A 21,541-nucleotide genomic window follows, 5' to 3' on the forward strand; every position below is an offset into this window, starting at 1 on the left:
GGCGGGGCGCGGGCAGGTTGCATGAACGCAAAACGACCTCGCGTTCATCCTACGGCCAGATTTTAACGCTGCGTTTACAGGCGCTTCCTGCCTGGATAGGCAAATAGCAGGTCGCTGTCGGGGGATGCGGTGAGCACCGCGTTTCCGGTCAGGGTCAGGCACTCGCCGGCCTTCCACGCGACTCCGTCGATTTCACCGTCTCCGCGCACCGGCACCAGCCAGCCGGTGACCCCGTCGGGCATCCGCAGCGCGCGATCGCCGCCGGGCCAGCGCTCCACCACGAATTTGGGACCTTCGACCAGGATCGTCCGTCCCGGCTCGACCTCGCCCGGCATCGGCGCATCGACGAACGGCACCGCATCGGCCACCGCAACGCCGTCCTCCAGATGCAGGTCGCGCGGGCGGCCATAATCGTAGAGACGGTAGGTCGTCTCGCTGTTCTGCTGGATCTCGATCAGCGTGATTCCCGCGCCGATCGCATGGATGGTCCGTGACGGGGCGTAGATGAAGTCCCCGGCCTTGACCGGCTTCCAGTCGAGCAGCGTTTCGATCGATCCATCCAGCGCCGCCGCGCGCAAGGTCGTGTCATCGACCGGTTCATGCGTGCCCAATGCGATCGTCGCCCCCGGCTCGGCCGCCAGGATCACCCAGCACTCGTCCTTGCCGCGCGGCAACCCCCGCGCACGCGCCTGCGTATCGTCAGGATGCACCTGGACGGACAGCTTCTCGCTGGTGAAGAGATATTTGATCAGCAGCTCGGGCGCGCTGTCGCCCGGCGACTGGAACCAGATCTCGCCCACCGGCTCGCCATCGGGCGCAGGATCTGCGAATCCCGGCCACAGACTGTGTCGTCCCCAAGGTTTCTCCACCCGGTGCGGGGCCAGAAGGGTCGCGGACATAGCGTCTCCATGCGGGATTCGGGACACGCAGGCAACGCGCCATCGTGCGCCTTCGATCCCCGCCCCCCGCGCCGTCCGCACAAAACATCCCGCCGTGGCGGATGAGGATCGCCGAAATGCCCGCTTGGCGCATTTCCAAACACGCTTTAAGAACCGCGCCATGCGTATGCTTCCGATCCGTACCACCGCCCTTGTTCTCGTTGCGGCGCTCGCGCTTGCCGGCTGCGCCCGCGGTGGCGGCACCCGCGCCGACCTGCCCTATGTCGCGCGCGACGTGGGCACGCTCTACACAGCGGCCAAGGACCGGCTCGACCGGGGCCAGTACAAGCTTGCGGCGGCGCTGTTCGATGAAGTCGAACGCCAACATCCCTATTCGGTCTGGGCACGCCGTGCGCAGCTGATGGGAGCCTTCGCCTACTATCTCGACCGCAACTACACCCAAGCCATCCAGTCGTCGCAGCGCTTCCTCGCCGTCCACCCCGGCAACCGTGACGCGCCCTATGCCTATTATCTGATCGCGCTCAGCTATTACGAGCAGATCAGCGACGTGACGCGCGACCAGAAGATCACCCAGCAGGCGCTCGACGCGCTGGGCGAGCTCAACCGCCGTTACCCCAACACCCGCTACGCCGCCGATGCACGCCTCAAGGTCGATCTCGTCCGCGATCACCTCGCGGGCAAGGAGATGGAAGTCGGCCGCTACTATCAGGTGCGCGGCCAATGGCTCGCCGCGATCATCCGCTTCCGCACCGTAGTCGATACCTACCAGACCACCACCCACACGCCCGAGGCGCTGATGCGCCTCACCGAATCCTATCTCGCGCTCGGCGTGAAGGAGGAGGCGAAGAAGGCCGCGGCGGTGCTCGGCGCAAACTATCCCGGCACGCAATGGTATGCGCGCGCCTACGAGCTGATCGGCAAGCATGGCGAGGCGGTGGCCGTCCCCGCGTCCGCCGCTGCAACCGCGCCCAAGCTTGACGACGTGCCCAAGCCCAAGCCCGTCGACGACGAAACCAATTAGTCTGCGTTGCTCGTGCACGAGCGCACGAGGCGGCGTCAGCCCAAGGTTCCGGCGATGCGCAGCATCGATGGAATGGCTGCGGAGGGCGGTGCGGCTTTATCACGAGAAGCCCTCTCCCAAGGCGGAACAAAACGGGGTAACAGCGGCCGATGCTGACCGGCCTCAACATCCGCGATGTGGTGCTGATCGAGGCGCTCGACCTCGATTTCCGCGCGGGCCTCGGCGTGCTCACCGGCGAGACGGGCGCGGGCAAGTCGATCCTGCTCGATTCGCTGGGCCTCGCGCTCGGCATGCGCGCCGACAGCGGCCTCGTTCGCCAGGGCGCTGCACAGGCAGTCGTTACCGCGAGCTTCGAGTTGGCCGACCCCGCCCCGGTTGCGACGCTGCTCGCCGAAAACGGCATCGATTTCGACCCGAGCGAGCCCCTGCTCATTCGCCGCATCGTCAAGGCCGATGGCGGCAGCCGCGCCTTCGTCAACGATTCGCCCGCATCCGCCGCGCTGCTCCGCGAGCTCGGCGCCTTCCTTGTCGAGATCCATGGCCAGCATGATGACCGCGGCCTGCTCAACCCGCGGGGCCACCGCGTCCTGCTCGATATTTTCGGCAAGCTCGACACCGGTGCCGTCGCCGACGCGCATCGCGCCTTCCGCGCGGCAGAAGAGGAGTTGGCAGCCGCACGCGAGGAGCAGGAGAATGCCGCACGCGACCGCGAATGGCTCGAACACGCCGTCGCCGAACTCACCGCACTCGCCCCCGAGCCCGGCGAGGAAGAACAGCTCGCCGAGCGCCGCGCATCGATGCAACGCGGCGAGAAGATCGCGGGCGAACTTCAGGCGATCGCCGATCTGCTCGACGGCAGCGACGGCGCGCTCACCCGGCTTCGTCAGGCCGCGCGCATCCTTGAGCGCATCGCCGACGATCACCCGGCCCTCGCCGAATCACTCGCCGCGCTCGATCGCGCGTTGATCGAAGGCGGCACGACGCATGAGAAGGTGGACGAGGCGGCCGAGGCGCTCGCCTTCGATCCGCAGGCACTCGAAGCCGACGAAGCCCGGTTGTTCGAACTGCGCGGCCTTGCGCGCAAGCATCGCGTCCAGCCCGACGACCTCGCCGAGCTGACCGAGACCCTCTCCGCGCGCCTCGCCCGAATCGAGGGCGGCGAGGACACGATCCACCGCCTCGAAGCCGCGCTCGCCAAGGCCGAGGCAGCCTATACCCAGGCCGCCGAAACCCTGTCCGCCGCCCGCACTGCCGCGGCCGCGCGCCTTGACAGCGCAGTCGCGACCGAGCTCGCCCCGCTCAAGCTCGACGCCGCACGCTTCCGCACCGTGGTCGACCCGCTCCCACGCGACCAATGGGCCGCTTCGGGCCGCGACCGGGTGGAGTTCGAGGTGTCGACCAATCCCGGCGCCCCCTTCGCCCCGCTGATCAAGATCGCCTCGGGCGGTGAGCTTTCCCGCTTCATCCTCGCGCTCAAGGTTGCGCTCGCCGAAGAGGGCGGCGCGCGCACGCTGATCTTCGACGAGATCGACCGCGGCGTCGGCGGCGCGGTGGCCAGCGCGATCGGCGAACGTCTGGCCCGCCTGGCCGCGGACGCGCAATTGCTCGTGGTCACCCACAGTCCACAGGTCGCGGCGCGCGGCAGGCACCATCTGCTCATCGCCAAGAGCCATGACGGCCTCGTCACCCGCACGGGCGTTCGTGCGCTGGATAACGACGCTCGTCGAGAAGAAATTGCCCGCATGCTCTCCGGCGCTCAAATCACCGACGAGGCCCGCGCTCAGGCCGATCGTCTGCTGGAGACCGCATGATCCGTACGCTCCCCGTCGACGCCGCACTCGCGATTGCCGCCCCGGTCAGCGCACAGAAAATCCCGCCCATCTCGCTCGAACTCACCGTCCCCGCTCAGCCCGTACATCTCGCGCGCACCGACGGCATGCAGATCGCCTATGAGATCCGCGTCTCGAGCTTCCACCGATCGCCGCTTCGCCTGAACACGCTGGAGATCATCGATGGCGAAGGCCGCACGCTCGGCCGTTACGAAGGCGAGCAGCTGGCGGCACTGATCGGCGGCCAATGGGTCGCCGAGGATGCCGATCGCACGCTGGTCGCGCCCGGCGCGCACGCGCTGCTCTTCATCAACCAGCCTGTCGAACGCCCGGTCGCGGCGATCCGCCACCGGATCACCTACGCGATCCCCGAACGCCCGCCGGTTACGATCGAAAGCGCCCCGCGCGCCATCGCCGCGGCGCCCCGCCCCTTCGGCCCGCCGCTGCGCGGCGGCACCTGGTCGGCGGTCTACAAACCGGAGATGGAGTTCGGCCACCGCCGCTACGTCTACGCGCTGAACGGCACGCCGCGGGTTCCCGGCCGCTTCGCGATCGACTTCTTCCATGCCGACCGCAACCCGAAGGAACCCCGCTACGCCGCCGATCCGGGTTTCGGTGCCGAAGTGATCGCAGTCGCCGACGGCCAGGTCATCGCCGCGAGGGACGATTTTGCCGATCCGGTTCAGCGCAATCCCGACGAGCCGAGCGATCCCGAAAACGCCACCGGCAACTATATCGCGATCGACATCGGGAACGGGCGCATCGTGTTTTACGAGCATTTGAAGCAGGGCATCGCCGTCAGGAAAGGCGATCGCGTGCGCCGCGGCCAGCTGCTCGGCCGCGTCGGCGCCACCGGCCAGGTGGGCGGCACGCATCTTCACTTTCACGTCGCGGACACCAACTCTCCGCTTGGCGCCGAAGGTCTGCCGTTCGCGCTCGATGCGTTCGATCAGGTCGGCAACTGGGCGACGATCGATCGGGCCTTTTCTGGCGAACGCTGGCAGCCCGTCGCGCCGCGCCGCTTCACCGCCGCGATGCCGTCGCCGAACGTGGTGATCCGCTTTCCCTAGAGCCCTTTGGGCTTCTCGCCCTTCCTGGGCACCGTCCAGAAATAGATCGTCCGCCCGTTCACATCCTGCGTCTTGTCGGGCTCCCACGCGCCCATGCGGAAGGCATGGCTCACGATGCGGGTGCCGGGCTTCAATTCGGCGAGCAATTTGGGCCGCAGCTTCTCGTTCAGCGTATCGAGCAGATAGAGCGTCACCACGCTCGCATCGCTGAAATCGCTCGCGAACAGGTCCGCCTGGCGGAAGGTCACCTTGCCCTCCACGCCCTGCGCCTTTGCATTGGCATTTGCCTCGGCGATACGCTGCGGATCGATATCGATCCCGGTGGCCTTGACCCTGGCGCGCTTGACCGCCGCAATCGGGATTCGGCCGTCGCCCGATCCCAGATCGTAGAGCACATCGCCGTCTTTGACCTGCGCCATATCGAGCATTGCTTCGACCACCTCGGGCGGTGTGGGCACATAGATCACGTCCGGGGCACGGCTTTCCTGGGTGACGGCCGGCGCCGGACCGGGCGGCGGCTGGATCGCACTGCCCGCCATCAGCATGGCGGCGGCGGTGAAGATGAGCTTCATGGGCATGGCTCCTCGTCAGGCTTCAGGAACAGGAGCAGGACTGCACCTGTTCCCAGTACGGCAACCCCCGCAAACGCGCCCCAGCCGGTATAGGCCAGGCTGGACCATAGCAGATACGCCGTCGTCGCGCAGAAGACGGCGGGAAGAACGGGATAGAGCGGCGCGCGGAACGGCCGCTCGACCTCCGGGAAACGCTGCCGCAGCACGAACAGCGCGACCCCGACCAGCAGCAGGAAGAACCAGAAGACCGGCGCGGTATATTCCACCGCCAGTTGGAACCCGTCGCGGGCGAAGGCACCGGCCACGACCAGTGCCAATGCCACCGCGCCCTGTGCCAGCAACGCATTGCCCGGGGTGTCGCGCCTCATGTCCCACCGCCCGAGCCAGCGCAGAGCATTGAAGCGACGGCCCAGCGCCGCCGCGGTGCGTCCGCCGGTGATCGCGGTCGCATTGGCGCTGGTCAGCGCTGCGACGGCCACCGCCGCACTGATCGCCGCCGCGCCGCCATCCCCCAGCGCACGGCGCATCACCTCCGCCGCCACCGCTTCGGACGACGCCAGCCCGGCAAAACCCAGCGCATGCAATGCGGCAAGGTTCATCAGTACATAGAGCAGCGTCACCAGCGCCAGTGCCGCCGCCATGATCGGCGCGATCCGCCGCGGCGGCGCCTTCATCTCGGCGGAGACGTAGACCGCCTCGCTCCACCCGCCATAGGCGAGCAGGACGAACACCATCATCAGCCCGATCGCGCCACCATCGCTCGCCGGTGCCGGCGCAGCACCCGCGGGGGCCACCATGAACCCCGCGACGATGATCGCGACCAGCCCGCCCACCTCCGCCAATGTCAGCCAGCGCTGCGCGGCCGCACCCCAGCGGATACCGAGCCAGTTGACCGCGCTCACCGCCAGCACGGCGATTCCGGCCCAGATCGCCGGCCCCGCCGGGCCCAGCGGCACAATCACCTGAAGATAGTCGCCGACGATGAATGCCAGCAGCGCCAGCGATCCGGTCTGGATCACCGCCAGCCGCGCCCAGGCGTAGAGGAACGCCAGCCGCTCGCCATAAGCACGGCCGAGGAAGTGATAATCGCCGCCCATATGCGGCCAAGCGGCCGCCATCTCGGCATAGCACAGCGCCCCCACGATCGAGAGCAGCCCGCCCGCGACCCAGGCCGCGATCATCGTCGCCGCGTCGGGCGCGAACCCCGCGACCATCGCCGGGGTGCGGAAGATGCCCGCCCCCACCACAATGCCCACGGTCAACGCGAACACATCGGCATCACCGATCGTACGGCGTGGAACGGCAGCCTCTGTCATCGGGGTCTGGGCACCGCATGAACTCCCTCAACCGGCAGACGTCGGGCGGTATCCAGCCAACCGGCCGCGCCCGTTCCGGTTTCGTAACCCCTCCCCGCCTGCGCCGAAAGGTGCTGTGCGAAGGTTGCAATGTTCGAATTGGTCTGCTTGCCTCGCGGCCATGCAGAACCAATCCCCCTTCCGCATACCCGCCACGATCCGCGGGCGTCGCCGGAAGGAGGACATCAGGGGGTACTTAGTGTGAGCTTTGACAGTTTCCGTGGTCGCAACGCGGCGCGAATCGCCTTGGGTGCAGCGCTGCTGGCGGTTGCAGCCCCCGCCGCCGCAACCCCGTCCGATGATCTTCGCACCTTGCTCGCGGAGCATTTCGCCTGGGTACAGAAGGAAAATCCCGGTTTCGCGCTGTCGATCGGCAATGCCGAATATGCGACCGAAGTCGGCGACGTCAGCCTCGCTGCGGAAGATCGCCGCGCCGCCGCCGAAGCAGCGTTCCTGAAGCGCCTCGACGCCATTGCCGATTCCGGCCTCTCGCCCGCCGAGCGCACGGACAAGGCGATCCTGCGCCGCCTGCTCGCCGAAAGCGTCGAATCGAACGGCTATGGCCAGCGCACGATGCTGTTCACCAGCTATTCCAACCCCTGGCAGGGCGCCGCCGGACAGGCCGACCGCCTGTCCTTCCGCCGCAAGGCCGACTACGCCAATTATCTGACCCGGCTCGAACAGTTCCCGAAGACCAACGACACGCTGATCGACATCACCGCGCAGGCAGTGAAGGGCGGCTACGTCCAGCCCTGCGTCAGCCTGGCAGGCTTCGAGAAAACGATCACCGGCGTGATCCAGAACGACCCCGTAAAATCGCGCTTCTATTCGCCCTTCGCCCGGCCCAAGCCCGCCGACGCGACCGATGCGGAATGGGCGGCGCTTCAGGCCCGGGCAAAGTCGGTGATTACCACGGCGATCAACCCCTCCTATGCCAAGGCAGCGCAGTTCTATCGCACCAGCTACGAGCCCAAATGCGCCAGGGCGGTCGGCGTCTCCGCCCAGCCCGGCGGCGCCAAATACTACGCCTTCCGCATCCGCCAGCTCACCACCACCGACTATAGCGCCGAGCAGATCCACAAGATCGGCCTCGACGAGGTCGCACGCATCCGCGCGGAAATGGCCGAGGTCGCGAAGAAGGCCGGATACCCCAGCCGCGAGGCGTTCGTGCAGGAGTTGCGCACCAACCCCAAATACTACGCCAAGACGCCCGAAGCGCTGATGGAGGCCGCGGCCTTCCAGGCCAAGCTGATCGACGGCAAGATGCCCGGCTTCTTCTACAAGATGGCCCGCCTGCCCTATGGCCTGAAGCAGATTCCCGCCGAGACTGCCGAAGGCACCACCACCGCCTACTACGGCCCGGGCAACCCGCAGCTCGGCCTTGCCGGCAATTATTTCGTCAACACCTCCAAGCTTGATCAGCGCCCGCTCTACGAGCTGCCCGCGCTCACCGCGCACGAGGCCGTCCCCGGCCACCACCACCAGATCGCGCTCCAGCAGGAAATGGAGACGAGTCCGTTCCGCCGTCATCTCGCCAGCTTCACCGCCTTCACCGAGGGCTGGGGCCTCTATTCGGAGCGGATCGGGATCGAGATGGGGCTGTACGACACGCCAGAGAAGCAGATGGGCCGCCTCAGCTACGAGATGTGGCGTGCCTGCCGCCTCGTCGTCGACACCGGCATCCATTCGAAGGGCTGGACAAAGGAACAGGCCGTCCAGTTCATGCTCGACAACACCGCGCTGTCGGCGGCGAACATCGACGCGGAGGTCAACCGCTACATCAGCTGGCCGGCCCAGGCGCTCGGCTACAAGCTCGGCGAGATCAAGATCCGCGAGCTGCGCGCCCGCGCGGAGAAAGCGCTGGGGGCAAAGTTCGACCTCAAGGGCTTCCACGACGCCGTGCTCGCCCAGGGGGCCGTGCCGCTCGACGTGCTCGACGCACAGATCGAGACCTGGATCGCCGCGGAGAAGGCAAAGGGGTGAGCGCTCTCACTTTCCCTGGTCCGTCATCTCCGCGCAGACGGGGATCCATTCTGGCTGGCCCGTCGCGTAGAGCCGAGGAGGCAGAGGCGATGGATTCCCGCCTTCGCGGGAATGACGACGCCCTTGAGACGGCGCGCGGCCCGTATCCCGAACGCTTCCTTAACCCTGATCTGGCATCACGCTGAACGAAATGGGGAGCTCCTTGATGATCCGCCTGGCCAGTGCCGTCGTCCTTCTGCCGCTCGCGCTTGCCGCGTGCGGCGGCGGTGCGAACAACCAGAATGTCGATGCGCTCGATAACGAGATCACCGGCAACACCGCCGACCCCGCACTGATGGGCGCGCTGCAGGACCAGATCATGGTCGATCCGCAGCTCGCCTCGCAGTCAAACAAGGACGCGATCCGCCCGCCCAGCCAGCCCTATTCGGCGCCGCTGCCTTCGGAAACGGTCGCCGCCGGCAAGGCTGCGATGCCCAAGGACGGCGAACTGCTCAAGGCCCCGGCACCCAGCGGGAAGTGCGAGGCGTGCGACTCCCAGCAATCGGCGATCACGCTCGGCAGCCTGGCGGCGAAGCAGAAGGACAAGCGCACCGCGGGTTGCGCGGGCAAGCTCGCCTATTCGGCGCAGTGGGCCGCGCGCATGCCCGCCGGCATGCCGCTCCACCCGCAGGCCCGCGTCAGCGAGGCAGCGGGTGCGCAGGATGCCCAATGCTCACTTCGGGTGGTAAGCTTCTCGACTCCGCAGCCACTCCAGACGATGATCGACTGGTATTATACGAAGGCGATCAAGGGCGGTTTCACCGCAGAGCATCAGGCCAAGGATGGCCAGCACGTCCTCGGGGGGACCCGCGGCCGCGACGGCTCGGCCTATGTCGTGATGATGTCGGCGCGCAGCGACGGCGGCACCGATCTCGACCTGATCGCTAACGGCGGTAACTAGTTTCTCCCGGAGGGGAGCGTTCCAGCGCTCCCCTCCACCCGACGGGGGCGGTGACCCAGGGCTCAGGCCCTAGTCCCCGCCCCCGTTTCCCGACCAAAGCATTTTCAAGTTGACCGTCTGCGATCGACGACTCGGAAAATGCGACCTCAAGAAGCGAGAGCATTTTCACACGATGTGAAAATGCTCTAGTGGCACGGGATGAACCACCTCTTTCTCGTCATGCTCGGCGGCGCGATCGGCGCCGGGGCACGGCATCTCACCGGCCGCGCCGCGCTCGCACTTTGGGGACAGGGCTTTCCCTGGGGCACGCTGGTCGTGAACCTTCTCGGCGGCATGCTCATGGGCCTGCTCGCCGGCTGGCTCGCCGCACGCGCCAGCGGGGACGAAGCGCTGCGCTACCTGCTCGGCGTCGGCCTGCTCGGCGGCTACACCACCTTCTCCGCTTTCTCCCTCGAAACCGCGACCATGCTCCAGCGCGGCGACCATGGCGTTGCCCTGCTCTACATCCTCGCCTCGGTGGCCGGCTCGATCCTCGCGCTGTTCGCCGGGCTCCAGATCGCACGGGTGGCCGCATGAGCGACGCTTCGCAGAACGTCCGCCAGTTCACCGTCGGCATCGACGATGACGGCATCCGGCTCGATCGCTGGTTCAAGCGGCACCTGCCCGATGCCAGCTTCAACATCGTCTCGCGCTGGGCGCGCACCGGCCAGCTCCGCGTCGATGGCGCGCGCGCCACACCCGGCGACCGCATCCAGGCCGGACAGGTGATTCGCGTACCTCCGGCCGAACCCGTGCAGGCGGCCACGGCAAAGCCGAAAAAGGCCCGCCCCCAGCTCACGCCCGAACAGATGGAGTTCGCCGAATCGATGGTCATCCATCGCGACGCGCAGGCGATGGTCATTAACAAGCCACCCGGCCTCGCGACACAGGGCGGCACGAAGACCCACGACCATGTCGATCAGCTGCTCGACGGCCTTTATTTCGACCTCGATACCCGGCCCAAGCTGGTCCATCGGCTCGACAAGGATACGTCGGGCGCGCTCGTCCTCGCCCGCACCGCTCGTGCCGCCGCCTATTTCTCCAAGAACTTTTCCGGGCGCACCGCGCGGAAAACCTATTGGGCGATCGTCATGGGCGTGCCGAGCATCGAGGACGGCTTCATCGACCTCCCGCTCGGCAAGCAGCCGGGCACCGGCGGCGAGAAGATGCAGGTGGACGAGGAAGAGGGCCAGCCCGCGCGCACCCGCTATCGCGTGATCGATCGCGCCGGCAACCGCGCCGCCTGGGTCGAGCTTCAGCCGCATACCGGGCGCACGCACCAGCTGCGTGTCCACATGGCCGCGATCGGCCATCCGATCGTCGGCGACGGCAAGTACGGGCTAGCCGAGGCGTTCCTGTCGGGCAGCATCTCGCGCAAGATGCACCTTCATTCGCGGCGTATCCGCATCGATCATCCCGATGGCGGCAAGCTCGACGTGACGGCGGATCTGCCCACCCACTTCGCCGAAACGCTTACCCAATTGGGCTTCGACATCGAGCGCGGCGACAACATGCCGCCGGACGAGAGGGCGCCGATGTCCCGCGAGCAGGAAAAGGCGAAGGCCAAGGCGCACGCCAAAACCTATCGCAAGGAACGCCGCGGCGAACGGCGCGGCCGAGGGGAAAAGGCCGAGAAGTCCGGAAAACTAGCGAAGCCCGCAAAGCCGAAGAAGAAATGAACCGCCTCGCCGTGTTCGACTGCGACGGCACGCTCGTCGATTCGCAAGCCAATATCTGCCGTGCGATGGAAGCATGCTTCGCCCAGCACCGGCTCGAACCGCCGGGCCGTGACTCGATCCGCCGCATCGTCGGCCTCAGCCTCGTCCCTGCCATCGCGGCGCTGCTGCCCGAGGCGGAGGCGCGCCAGCACGAACTGATGGCCGAGGACTATAAGCGCGCCTTCCATGCGATGCGCACCGACCGCGCGCTCGATCCCGAACCGCTGTTCGACGGTATCGTCGAGGCGATCGACGCACTCGACGAAGCCGGCTGGCTGCTCGGCGTCGCCACCGGCAAGTCCGATCGCGGCCTTGCGCTTATCCTCGAACACCATGGGCTCACCAGGCGATTCGTCACGCTCCAGACCGCCGATCGCCATCCTTCCAAGCCGCATCCCTCGATGCTGGAGCTGGCGATCGCCGAGGCGGGCGCCGCGCCGCACACCACCGCGATGATCGGCGACACCAGCTTCGACATCGCCATGGCGATCAACGCGGGAACGCATGCCGTGGGGGTTGCATGGGGCTATCACGAACCCCATGAATTGACGGCTGCCGGCGCGCACCGCGTCTCTGACACCGCGCGCGACCTTCCGGCGATGCTGGAGGCGTTATGACCGAGGATCCCGCCCGCAACCGCTATTTTGTGATGGTGATGACCCAGATCGTCGCCGTCGCCGGCGCGGTGTTCGGCCTCGTCATTCTGGGCAAGGCGGATTCGATGTGGATGCGCCTGCTCGGCGGCGCGATCCTGCTCGCCGGTCTCTACTGCATCGCGGTCGTCCCCCGCTTTCTGGCGCGTCGCTGGCGCACGCCACCTACCCCGGATCCGTAACTCATGAAGCGTTTCTGGAAGGACGCCGACGCCGTAGCGGTGCCGGACGGTCACGACATCCATCTCGACGGCAAGCCTGTCCGCACGCCTGGCCGCGTGCCGTTGACGCTGCCCTCGCCCGCCTTGGCCAAGGCAGTGGCCGACGAATGGCGCAATGTCGGCGAGACGATCGATCCGCGCGCGATGCCGCTCACCGGCCTCAGCAACGCCGCGATCGATCGGATCGCGCCGGATACGGCCGCCTTCGCCGCGGGCTTGGCCAAGTACGGCGAGAGCGATCTGCTCTGCTATCGCGCCGATCATCCGCTCGAGCTTCAGCTGCGCCAGCAGGCGGCATGGGATCCGCTGCTCGACTGGGCGCGCACCCGCTATGGGATCGATCCGGTCACCACCACCGGCGTGATGCACCGCGCCCAGTCGCCCGAGACGGTCGCAAAGCTCGCCGATGCGGTCGCTGCCCTCTCGCCCTTCCAACTCGCCGCGCTCTCCCCCTTGGTCACCGTCACCGGATCGCTGATTGCCGCGCTCGCGCTGCTCGAAGGCGCGGCAACGCCCGAGGATATCTGGTCCGCCGCCAATCTCGATGAGGACTGGCAAGCCGAGCATTGGGGGGAGGACGATCTCGCCCGTAAGGCCCGCGCTACGCGGCGGGCCGATTTCGACGCGGGCGCACGCTTCCTGTCGCTGCTTTAGGGATCGGCTACCCAGCCGTCACCCCAGCACAAGGCCAAGGTGACGGCTGGGAGGGTTCAGACCGTTGGAGGGTCCACCGGCTCCACCACCGGCGCCACGACCACTGGCTTGGGCAGCATCCACGCGATCGCCGCGCCCGCCGCCAGCCACCCGGCGATCTCGCTGATCCACAGATAGACGAAATAGCCCCAGGGGGCATGGTTGAAGATCGGCTGACCGAGCTGGGCATAGGTCGTGATCGCCAGCGCGAAGAGGCCGACGACCGTCAGCCGCCCGCCAAAGCTCCATCCCGCCGTCACCCGCGCCAATGCGAACGCCAGCAGGATCGAACAGACGATGCCCAGGATCAGCCCGCTGATCAGTGCGCTGGTATCCAGCGCCGCAAAGCCGCTGTTGTTGAACAGCACCATCGCCACCGGCCCTTGCCCGTAAAGCTGCGTTCCGGTCGGGGTGTCGGGCCAGGGAATCGGATAGGCTCCGGTGCCTGTCGCCGCCAGCTGCTGTGCCAGTGTCGCCTGGATCGTCGCGCTCGCGGCATCGCTGGTCTGGGTCAGCGCCAGATATTTGAGCGGCGTGCCCCAGAAGATGAAGCCTATGATCCACATGGCGATCCCGCCCAGCAGGCCGCCCAGTACAGCTCTCGGCATCATGCGTCTCCCCTTGTCAGGCAAGAAGGTTAGCGCGTCGTCAGCCCCATGGCGACCGCTTCTTCCTGCCGCTCGCGGATGAAGCCGATCAACCCGGGCTTGCGCGAGCGTTTCTCGCGTTCGGCCTGAAGGATCGTGTGGACCTTCTCGAAACAGGCATTCAGGTCGTCATTGACCACGACATAGTCATAGCCGTCCCAGTGGGAGAGTTCGCGCTCGGCGCGCTTCATCCGATACTGGATCACTTCCTCGCTGTCTGTGTTGCGGTCGCGCAGCCGCTTCTCAAGCTCGGTGAGCGAAGGCGGCACGATGAACACGCGCACGACGTCGCCGCCTTCGAGCTGGAACAGTTGCTGTGCGCCCTGCCAATCGACATCGAACAGCACATCCTGGCCCTCGGCCAGCATCTTCTTCACCGGCGCGCGCGGCGTGCCGTAGCGATAGTTGAAGACGTGCGCCCATTCGAGGAATTCATGGTTCGCCGCGCGCGCCTTGAATTCTTCGGTGCTCACGAAATGATATTCTCGGCCGTCCTGCTCGCCCTCGCGCATGGGACGCGTGGTGGCGGAGACGGAGACGCCCATGCCGGGTTCGACCTCCAGCAGCTTGCGCGCGATGGTCGATTTCCCCGCGCCGGAGGGCGAGGAGAGGACGAACAATACGCCCCTGCGGTCAAATTCAAACTTGGAATCGCGATGCGCCATGCGCGCCTTTGGCGCGGGCATGGCGCATGCGTCAAGCGGCGGCGTTACTTCCCACGCCCCGCCTTGTGCCGGTCATAGGCCTTCTTGGCGACATAGGCACCGCCCAGAGCCAGGCCGAGCGGTCCCATCCGCTTCAGCGCGCCCGCCGCAAGGAAGCCGATCGCGGCCCCCTTTGCGCCGCCGCTGCCGTCGCGCCGGTCGATCTCACGCCCCACCAGCGCACCGATAACCCGTCCGATCATATTGGCTCCTCTTGCCTAGGTCCGATCCTTCAACGGCAGGTTGTCGCGGCGGTTCCATGAACGGCGGGTGACTCCTGGGGTCCGGCCCCTAGCGCCCCACCATCGTCTCGGGCCGCACCAGCCGGTCGAACGTCGCCTCGTCGACCAGCCCCAGCTTCAACCCAGCCTCGCGCAGGGTCAGCCCTTCGGCATGCGCGACCTTGGCGATCTTGGCGGCGTTGTCGTAACCGATCTCAGGCGCCAGCGCGGTGACGAGCATCAGCGAACGCCCGACCAGATCGGCGATCTGCCGCTCATTCGCCTCGATCCCGTCGACACAGCGTTCGGCAAAGCTCGTCATCCCCACGGACAGCAGATGGATCGATCGCAGCACGTTCGCACCGATCAGCGGCATGAACACGTTGAGCTCGAAATGCCCCTGCATCCCGCCGACGGTGACCGCCTGGTTGTTCCCGATCACCTGCGCGGCGACCATCGTCAGCGACTCGGCCTGGGTCGGGTTTACCTTGCCCGGCATGATCGAGCTGCCAGGCTCGTTCGCGGGCAGCGACAGCTCGCCCAGCCCCGAGCGCGGCCCCGACCCCAGGAAGCGGATATCATTGGCGATCTTGTTGAGCGCAACCGCGAGGGTGTTGAGCGCGCCCGAGAAGAAGACGAGCCCGTCCTTAGCCGCCAACTGCTCGAACTTGTTCGGCGCGTTCTGGAATTCCGTCCCGGTGATATCGCTGATCGCCGCCGTCATGTCCTCGGCCCAGCCCTCGGGCGCGTTGAGCCCGGTGCCCACTGCGGTGCCGCCGATCGCGAGCTTGCGGATACTACCGTTGAGCGCACCCTCGATCCGCGCGCGGCAGCTCACCAGCTGCGCAGCATAGCCCGAGAATTCCTGCCCAAGCGTCAGCGGGGTCGCGTCCTGGGTGTGGGTACGGCCGATCTTGACGATATGGTCCCAGGCTTCTGCCTTGGCGGCGAGCGAAGCGGTCAATTGCCCCAACGCCGGCAGCAGCGCGTCGCGCGTCGCCAGCACCGTCGCGACGTGCAGCGCGGTGGGGAAGCTGTCGTTGGACGACTGGCTCATATTGACATGATCGTTGGGGTGGACCGGCGTCTTGCCGCCGCGCGTCCCCGCCAACTTCTCGTTGGCAAAGCCGGCGATCACCTCGTTCACGTTCATGTTGGTCTGGGTGCCCGATCCGGTCTGCCAGATCACCAGTGGAAACTGATCGTCGAGCTCCCCCGACACGATCGCCTGCGCCGCGTCTTCGATCGCCGCGACGATCTCGGGCTTCAGGCCATGCTTCGCGTTCACCCGCGCCGCTGCCTGCTTCACGATCGCCTGGGCGCGAACGATGCCGATCGGCATCCGCTCTGTCAGCCCGAACGGGAAATTCTCGATGCTTCGCTGCGTCTGCGCCCCCCAATAGGCGTCCGCGGGTACCTCGATCGCGCCAATCGAATCGGTTTCGGTGCGGGTCTGGGTCACATCGCCTCCATCTGTGGTCGCCGCCGATCTAGGGAGAAACCGCGCGTCGGCAAGCGCTCAGTCGACCACCTCGGCGCGCAGCAACGCGGTCATCCAGTCCATGAACACGCGCAACCGTGCGGGAACATGGTGCCGGTCGGGATGAAGCAGCGTCACCGGCAGAGGCGCAGCGACATGGCCAGGCATCACTTCCGCGAGTTCGCCCGCCGCGAGATATGCGCGGACATCATAGGCCGGAATCTGGATCAGCCCGAGACCAGCAAGACAACAGGCGATCTGCGCCTCCGCACTGTTCACCGTCACGCGACCGGGGATTGCCAGCCGGCGCAATGTCCCCCCTTCCTCCCACTCCCAGTCCTCGACCCGCCCCGTCGTCGGCGAGGCGAACAGCACCCCCTGATGTCCGGTGAGATCGGCAGGCGATTGCGGGGTTCCGAAGCGGGCGAGATAGGCCGGGCTGGCGACATTGATGAAGCGCAGTTCGCCGACCCGCCGCGCCACCATCGCTGAATCCGCCAACGGGCCGACCCGCAATGCGCAATCGACATTGTCCTCGACCAGGTTGACCGCGCGGTCGGTCACGCCGAGCACGAGATCGATCCCCGGATAGCGGTCGAGGAAGTGCGGCAGCGCCGGTGCGACGATCAGGCGCCCCAGCCTGCCCGGCACATCGACCGTCAACCGGCCATGCGGGCTGTCCTGCGGACGGAACAGCCCCTCCATCGCCTCCATTTCGGCGACCAGGCGGGTGCAATGCGCATGGAAAATGCGTCCCTCCTGCGTCATCCGGACATTGCGCGTCGTGCGGTGGAGCAGCCGCGCGCCCACCCGCGCCTCCAGCTCGCGGACCGCGGCGGAAACCGACGAACGCGGCATGCCGAGCGTGTCGGCTGCGCGCGTGAAGCTCGCGCTTTCAGCCACGCGCAGGAACACGCGGAAGAGCGTCACCTGATCCATGGCTGCAGATTATCCAGAAATCACGACATGTCATTCCAGAATGATCGTCTTTTTACGAACAGTTACCTGCGCGAGGTTGAGCACTCACCGCACGCCGCACCGGCGTCGCGGAACTATCGGGAGACGAACGCATGGCCGATCACGGTATCAGCGGAAAGACGGTCCTCATCGCGGGCGGCGCGAAGAATCTGGGCGGGCTGATCGCCCGCGATCTCGCCGCACACGGAGCGAAGGCGGTGGCGATCCACTACAACAGCGCTGCGACCGCCGACGCGGCGGCCGAGACCGTCGCGGCGATTCGCGCGGCGGGAGCCGAAGCGATCGCCATTCAGGCCGATCTCACCAGCGCGGGCGCAATGGAGAAGCTCTTCGCTCACACGGTCAACGCGATCGGCCGGCCCGACATCGCGATCAACACGGTCGGCAAGGTGCTCAAGAAGCCGATCGTCGAGATCGGCGAGGCCGAATATGACGCGATGAGCGCGGTCAACGCCAAGGCCGCTTTCTTCTTCCTCAAGGAAGCGGGCCGACATGTCGCAGACAATGGCAAGGTGTGCACCCTGGTAACTTCGCTGCTCGGCGCCTACACCCCCTTCTATGCCAGCTATGCGGGCACCAAGGCGCCGGTCGAGCACTTCACGCGCGCCGCATCCAAGGAATTCGGCGAGCGCGGCATTTCGGTGACGGCGATAGGGCCGGGTCCGATGGACACGCCCTTCTTCTATCCCGCCGAAGGACCTGAGGCGGTGGCCTATCACAAGACGGCGGCGGCGCTGTCACCCTTCACGCCGACCGGCCTCACACATATCGAGGATATCGTGCCGTGGATCCGGTTCCTGGTCAGCGACGGCTGGTGGATGACCGGGCAGACCATCCTGGTCAATGGCGGCTACACCACCAAGTGACGCGTCAGGGCTGGCGCCGCGCGCGCCAGCCTATTTCTTGCGCTTGAAGTCCACCGCGACGACGTTCGATCCATCCTCGACCGGGGTCGCCAAGGGCGGGCCGTCATTCTCGGCCTCGTCATGCGGCTCGGGACCGTCGGGGTCCTCGGCCGCCTGGAAACGCAGCTCGAAATTGACGGCGGGATCGTGGAATCCGGTGATCGCCGCAAACGGAATCACCAGCATCGACGGGATCTGGTTGAAGCTCAGACCGACCGAGAATCGCTCGTCATCGACCTTCAGGTCCCAGAATCGGTGCTGCAGCACGATCGTCATCTCGTCCGGGAACCGCTCGAGCAGCCGGTCGGGGATATCGACGCCCGGGGCACGGGTCTTGAAGGTGATGTAGAAATGGTGCGTCCCGGGCAGTGCGCCCGTGGCCGCGACCTGATCGAGCACGCGGCCGACCACTGCGCGCAGGGCCTCCTGCACGATCTCGTCATAGGGAATCAGGCTGTCGGGCACGTTACCGGTCATGGGTCCATTGCCTACAGGCCTCGCCGCACCGGTCAAGATGGCCTGCTGGCCAAGAACGGTTAGACGAAGATCAATTGGGGGCATGGCATAGCTCCGCCATCATTGCATGGCGATGGGACGGCGCTATGGAGCGGCCATGCGCACCGCGACGATCAGCCGAAAGACCAGCGAGACCGCGGTCGATGTGACCGTGAACCTCGACGGCACCGGCAGCTATGCGATCTCCACCGGGATCGGTTTCTTCGACCACATGCTCGAGCAGCTCTCACGCCACTCGCTGATCGATCTCGAGGTGAAGACGGTGGGCGATTTGCATATCGACCAGCACCATACGGTCGAGGATACCGGGCTCGCGATCGGCGAAGCGGTGGCCAAGGCGCTGGGCGACAAGCGCGGCATCCGCCGCTACGCCGACGCCCTCTCGCCCATGGACGAAACGCTGACCCGCGTCGCGATCGACATTTCGGGCCGTCCCTATCTCGTCTGGAAGACGCAGTTCAGCCAGAAGCGGCTCGGCGAGATGGATACCGAGATGTTCGAGCACTGGTTCCACAGCTTCGCGCAGACCGCGGGCGTGACGCTGCACATCGAGACACTCTACGGCACCAACAACCATCATATCGCCGAAGCCGCGTTCAAGGGCCTCGCCCGCGCGCTGCGCCAGGCGGTGGAAATCGACCCCCGCAAGGCGGACGCGATTCCCTCAACCAAGGGCACGCTCTGATGATCGCGGTGCTGCTGAGCTACAGGGTGCCGATCGAGACGATCGATGCGCTCCGCCCCGCGCATGTCGATTGGCTGAAACAGGGGCTTGCAGATGGCCGCCTCCTGCTCGCCGGGCGCAAGGTGCCGGTGACCGGCGGCATGCTGCTGGTGCGGGGCACGCTCGACGATGTGAAGACGTGGTGCGCCACCGATCCCTTCGCGACCGAGGGCGCGGCCGACTATGAATTCATCGAGGTTGCTCCCTCGATCCTGGCGCCGGGGCTGGAGGCGCTCGGCCAGTGAGCATTGCGCTGATCGATTACGGCGCGGGCAATCTCCACTCGGTCCACAATGCGCTCAAGGCGGCGGGAGCCGCGGACGTCGCTGTCACCGCCGATCCCGATGCCGTGCTGAAGGCGGATCGCATCGTCCTGCCCGGTGTCGGCGCATTCGGCGCCTGTGCCTCGGGGCTTCGCGCGATTCCCGGCATGGTCGAAGCGCTCGACCAGCGTGTGCTCACGGATGCCGCCCCCTTTCTTGGCGTCTGCGTCGGTATGCAGCTGCTGGCGAAGACCGGTGAGGAACTGGGCACGCACCAGGGCCTGGGCTGGCTTGGCGGTGCCGTCCGCGAGTTGCCCGCCAGCAATGTCCGTATCCCCCATATGGGCTGGAACGATGTCGTTCCGATCGTCCCCCACCCGCTGATCGAGCCGGGCGAGGCCTATTTCCTGCACAGCTTCGCCTATAGTGGCGAGGCGGTGCTCGCCACGACCGAACATGGCGGCCAGGTCACCGCCGCGATCGGCCGCGACAATTTCGCCGGGGTGCAGTTCCACCCCGAAAAGAGCCAGCGCTATGGCTTGGCATTGCTCGAACGCTTTCTGAGGTGGAACCCGTGATCGTCTTCCCCGCCATCGACCTCAAGGCCGGTCAGGTCGTCCGTCTGGCCGAAGGGGATATGACCCGCGCCACCGTCTACGGCGAGAACCCCGCAGCGCAGGCCGAAGCCTTTGCAAAGGCGGGCGCGACTCACCTCCACGTCGTCGATCTTGATGCCGCATTCGCCGGCGAATCGATCAATGGCGGCGCGGTCGCCGCGATCCTCGCGCGCTTTCCGGGCAAGGTTCAGCTCGGCGGCGGCATCCGCAACCGCGCCTCGGTCGAGCGCTGGATCGATATGGGCGTCAGCCGCGTCGTGATCGGCACTGCCGCACTCGAGGACCCGGATTTCGTGCGTGAGGCCGCCGCCGCGCATCCCGGCCAGATCGTCGTCGCGGTCGATGCGCGCGACGGTTTCGTCGCGACCAAGGGCTGGGCCGACGTCTCGACCGTCTCGATCGCCGAACTCGGTCACCGGTTCGAGGATGCCGGCGTCGCCGCGCTCCTGTTCACCGATGTCGGCCGCGACGGCCTGCTGAAAGGCTGTAATGTCGAGGCGACCGCGGCGCTCGCTGCCGAAGTCTCGATCCCGGTGATCGCCAGCGGCGGGGTGGCGGACATCTCCGACATCCACGCGCTGGCCGGCAAGCCCGGGATCGAAGGCGTCATCACCGGCCGCGCACTGTACGATGGCCGCCTCGACCTCGCCGAGGCGCTGAAGGCCGCGGCCAAAGTCGCACAATGACCGTCCGCGCGCGCGTCATCCCCTGTCTCGACGTCGCCAATGGCCGCGTCGTCAAGGGCGTGAACTTCGTGAACCTGCGCGACGCGGGCGACCCGGTCGAGCAGGCCCGTGCGTATGACGCCGCGGGCGCCGACGAGCTCTGCTTCCTCGACATCACCGCCAGCCACGAGGCGCGGGGCACGATCATCGATGTGGTGCGCCGCACCGCCGAGGTGTGCTTCATGCCCCTCACCGTCGGCGGCGGCGTGCGCAGTGCCGAGGACGCACGCGCGCTCCTGCTTGCCGGCGCGGACAAGGTGGCGGTCAACTCAGCAGCGGTCACGCGACCCGAGGTGGTGAGCGAGATCGCCGAGCGTTTCGGCAGCCAGTGCATCGTCGCCTCGGTCGATGCGCGCCGGGTGGCGGATGGGCGCTGGGAGGTATTTACCCATGGCGGCCGCAAGCCGACCGGGATCGACGCGGTCGAACATGCGCTCCACCTCGCAAAGCTGGGCGCGGGCGAGCTGCTGCTCACCTCGATGGACCGCGACGGCACCCGCGACGGCTATGACCTCGATCTGATCCGCACCATCGCCGATCGGGTGCGCGTACCCGTGGTCGCCTCGGGCGGGGTCGGCAATCTCGACCATCTCGTGGCCGGCATCCGCGACGGCCATGCCAGCGCAGTCCTCGCCGCCTCGATCTTCCATTTCGGCGAGGCCAGCATTGTCGGCGCGCATGCCGCGCTCGCCGCAGCGGGAATCCCGGTCCGTAGCGTCGGTTAACTTTACAATTACCATCTTCATGCCGTGGCGATTAACCAGGGAC

General features: G+C 66.9%; 25 protein-coding genes. 16 read left to right on the plus strand and 9 right to left on the minus strand.

The window, feature by feature from the left end:
- Positions 1–74: 74 nt before the first annotated feature.
- Positions 75–899, minus strand: a complete 825-nt coding sequence (locus BDW16_RS05055) for a class I mannose-6-phosphate isomerase (RefSeq protein ID WP_066578425.1) — start codon at positions 897–899, stop codon at positions 75–77.
- A gap of 160 nt (positions 900–1,059) precedes the next feature.
- Between BDW16_RS05055 and BDW16_RS05060 the strand changes: the two genes are divergently transcribed.
- The 3 genes from BDW16_RS05060 (at position 1,060) to BDW16_RS05070 (ending at position 4,819) form a co-directional block, all read left to right on the plus strand.
- Positions 1,060–1,920, plus strand: a complete 861-nt coding sequence (locus BDW16_RS05060; protein ID WP_083954305.1) for an outer membrane protein assembly factor BamD — start codon at positions 1,060–1,062, stop codon at positions 1,918–1,920.
- A 149-nt stretch (positions 1,921–2,069) separates the two neighbouring features.
- A complete protein-coding gene (gene recN, locus BDW16_RS05065; protein ID WP_066578427.1) occupies positions 2,070–3,731 on the plus strand; it encodes a DNA repair protein RecN in 1,662 nt (553 codons plus the stop codon).
- Complete coding sequence (locus tag BDW16_RS05070) at positions 3,728–4,819, plus strand: M23 family metallopeptidase (RefSeq protein ID WP_066578432.1); 1,092 nt, start codon at positions 3,728–3,730, stop codon at positions 4,817–4,819. The genes recN and BDW16_RS05070 overlap by 4 nt, the downstream gene beginning before the upstream one ends.
- On the opposite strand, the gene BDW16_RS05075 is transcribed toward BDW16_RS05070, so the two are convergent.
- A complete protein-coding gene (locus tag BDW16_RS05075) occupies positions 4,816–5,391 on the minus strand; it encodes an SAM-dependent methyltransferase (RefSeq protein ID WP_066578436.1) in 576 nt (191 codons plus the stop codon). The genes BDW16_RS05070 and BDW16_RS05075 overlap by 4 nt on opposite strands.
- Complete coding sequence (locus tag BDW16_RS05080) at positions 5,388–6,707, minus strand: APC family permease (protein ID WP_066578439.1); 1,320 nt, start codon at positions 6,705–6,707, stop codon at positions 5,388–5,390. The genes BDW16_RS05075 and BDW16_RS05080 overlap by 4 nt, the downstream gene beginning before the upstream one ends.
- Before the next feature lie 240 nt (positions 6,708–6,947).
- On the opposite strand from BDW16_RS05080, the gene BDW16_RS05085 reads away from it, so the two are divergent.
- The 7 genes from BDW16_RS05085 to BDW16_RS05115 all read left to right on the plus strand — a co-directional run bounded on the left by BDW16_RS05085 (position 6,948) and on the right by BDW16_RS05115 (position 12,954).
- Positions 6,948–8,729, plus strand: coding sequence for a DUF885 domain-containing protein (locus BDW16_RS05085; RefSeq protein ID WP_241230573.1), 1,782 nt, complete (start codon positions 6,948–6,950; stop codon positions 8,727–8,729).
- Positions 8,730–8,934: 205 nt separating this feature from the next.
- On the plus strand, positions 8,935–9,669 hold the full coding sequence (locus tag BDW16_RS05090) for a hypothetical protein (protein ID WP_066578442.1): 735 nt from the start codon (positions 8,935–8,937) through the stop codon (positions 9,667–9,669).
- Positions 9,670–9,867: 198 nt separating this feature from the next.
- Positions 9,868–10,245, plus strand: coding sequence for a fluoride efflux transporter CrcB (gene crcB, locus BDW16_RS05095; protein ID WP_066578451.1), 378 nt, complete (start codon positions 9,868–9,870; stop codon positions 10,243–10,245).
- Entirely contained in the window at positions 10,242–11,387 is a 1,146-nt protein-coding gene (locus BDW16_RS05100) for an RluA family pseudouridine synthase (protein ID WP_066578454.1), read from the plus strand. Before crcB ends, BDW16_RS05100 begins: the two co-directional genes overlap by 4 nt.
- Positions 11,384–12,043 carry an HAD-IA family hydrolase gene (locus BDW16_RS05105; RefSeq protein WP_066578458.1) on the plus strand — a complete coding sequence of 220 codons (660 nt, stop codon included), beginning with the start codon at positions 11,384–11,386 and terminating at the stop codon, positions 12,041–12,043. Before BDW16_RS05100 ends, BDW16_RS05105 begins: the two co-directional genes overlap by 4 nt.
- Complete coding sequence (locus BDW16_RS05110; RefSeq protein WP_066578461.1) at positions 12,040–12,261, plus strand: hypothetical protein; 222 nt, start codon at positions 12,040–12,042, stop codon at positions 12,259–12,261. The genes BDW16_RS05105 and BDW16_RS05110 overlap by 4 nt, the downstream gene beginning before the upstream one ends.
- Positions 12,262–12,264: 3 nt before the next feature.
- A complete protein-coding gene (locus BDW16_RS05115; RefSeq protein WP_066578462.1) occupies positions 12,265–12,954 on the plus strand; it encodes an ATP12 family chaperone protein in 690 nt (229 codons plus the stop codon).
- 56 nt (positions 12,955–13,010) lie between these two features.
- On the opposite strand, the gene BDW16_RS05120 is transcribed toward BDW16_RS05115, so the two are convergent.
- The 5 genes from BDW16_RS05120 to BDW16_RS05140 form a co-directional block, all read right to left on the minus strand.
- On the minus strand, positions 13,011–13,604 hold the full coding sequence (locus BDW16_RS05120) for a hypothetical protein (RefSeq protein WP_237241307.1): 594 nt from the start codon (positions 13,602–13,604) through the stop codon (positions 13,011–13,013).
- A 26-nt stretch (positions 13,605–13,630) separates the two neighbouring features.
- Positions 13,631–14,305 (minus strand): guanylate kinase, encoded by a 675-nt coding sequence (gene gmk, locus BDW16_RS05125; protein ID WP_066578468.1) that lies wholly within the window; start codon positions 14,303–14,305, stop codon positions 13,631–13,633.
- Positions 14,306–14,349: 44 nt separating this feature from the next.
- Positions 14,350–14,547, minus strand: a complete 198-nt coding sequence (locus tag BDW16_RS05130; protein WP_066578470.1) for a hypothetical protein — start codon at positions 14,545–14,547, stop codon at positions 14,350–14,352.
- Positions 14,548–14,635: 88 nt separating this feature from the next.
- Positions 14,636–16,027, minus strand: coding sequence for a class II fumarate hydratase (fumC, locus tag BDW16_RS05135; protein ID WP_066578472.1), 1,392 nt, complete (start codon positions 16,025–16,027; stop codon positions 14,636–14,638).
- Between the two features lie 57 nt (positions 16,028–16,084).
- Positions 16,085–16,984 carry a LysR family transcriptional regulator gene (locus BDW16_RS05140; RefSeq protein WP_066578475.1) on the minus strand — a complete coding sequence of 300 codons (900 nt, stop codon included), beginning with the start codon at positions 16,982–16,984 and terminating at the stop codon, positions 16,085–16,087.
- Positions 16,985–17,115: 131 nt separating this feature from the next.
- Here BDW16_RS05140 and BDW16_RS05145 point away from each other — a divergent pair, with 131 nt between their 5' ends.
- Entirely contained in the window at positions 17,116–17,889 is a 774-nt protein-coding gene (locus BDW16_RS05145; protein WP_066578484.1) for an SDR family oxidoreductase, read from the plus strand.
- Positions 17,890–17,919: 30 nt separating this feature from the next.
- Here the strand turns inward: BDW16_RS05145 and BDW16_RS05150 are convergent, their stop codons facing one another.
- Positions 17,920–18,405 (minus strand): SspB family protein, encoded by a 486-nt coding sequence (locus tag BDW16_RS05150; RefSeq protein WP_066578487.1) that lies wholly within the window; start codon positions 18,403–18,405, stop codon positions 17,920–17,922.
- A gap of 136 nt (positions 18,406–18,541) precedes the next feature.
- On the opposite strand from BDW16_RS05150, the gene hisB reads away from it, so the two are divergent.
- Genes hisB through hisF form a run of 5 tightly spaced genes read left to right on the plus strand, consistent with a single transcriptional unit; the run spans position 18,542 to position 21,498 of the window.
- A complete protein-coding gene (gene hisB, locus BDW16_RS05155; RefSeq protein ID WP_066578762.1) occupies positions 18,542–19,129 on the plus strand; it encodes an imidazoleglycerol-phosphate dehydratase HisB in 588 nt (195 codons plus the stop codon).
- Positions 19,129–19,413 carry a YciI family protein gene (locus BDW16_RS05160; protein ID WP_066578490.1) on the plus strand — a complete coding sequence of 95 codons (285 nt, stop codon included), beginning with the start codon at positions 19,129–19,131 and terminating at the stop codon, positions 19,411–19,413. Before hisB ends, BDW16_RS05160 begins: the two co-directional genes overlap by 1 nt.
- A complete protein-coding gene (gene hisH, locus BDW16_RS05165) occupies positions 19,410–20,009 on the plus strand; it encodes an imidazole glycerol phosphate synthase subunit HisH (RefSeq protein WP_066578493.1) in 600 nt (199 codons plus the stop codon). Before BDW16_RS05160 ends, hisH begins: the two co-directional genes overlap by 4 nt.
- Positions 20,006–20,734: a 1-(5-phosphoribosyl)-5-[(5-phosphoribosylamino)methylideneamino]imidazole-4-carboxamide isomerase gene (gene hisA / locus BDW16_RS05170; protein WP_066578774.1), complete on the plus strand. Its 729-nt coding sequence runs from the start codon at positions 20,006–20,008 to the stop codon at positions 20,732–20,734. Before hisH ends, hisA begins: the two co-directional genes overlap by 4 nt.
- On the plus strand, positions 20,731–21,498 hold the full coding sequence (gene hisF / locus BDW16_RS05175; RefSeq protein ID WP_066578495.1) for an imidazole glycerol phosphate synthase subunit HisF: 768 nt from the start codon (positions 20,731–20,733) through the stop codon (positions 21,496–21,498). The genes hisA and hisF overlap by 4 nt, the downstream gene beginning before the upstream one ends.
- The last annotated feature ends 43 nt before the right edge of the window (positions 21,499–21,541 follow it).

Origin of the sequence: Sphingomonas koreensis, from assembly GCF_002797435.1 — a bacterium.
GTDB lineage: Bacteria > Pseudomonadota > Alphaproteobacteria > Sphingomonadales > Sphingomonadaceae > Sphingomonas > Sphingomonas koreensis.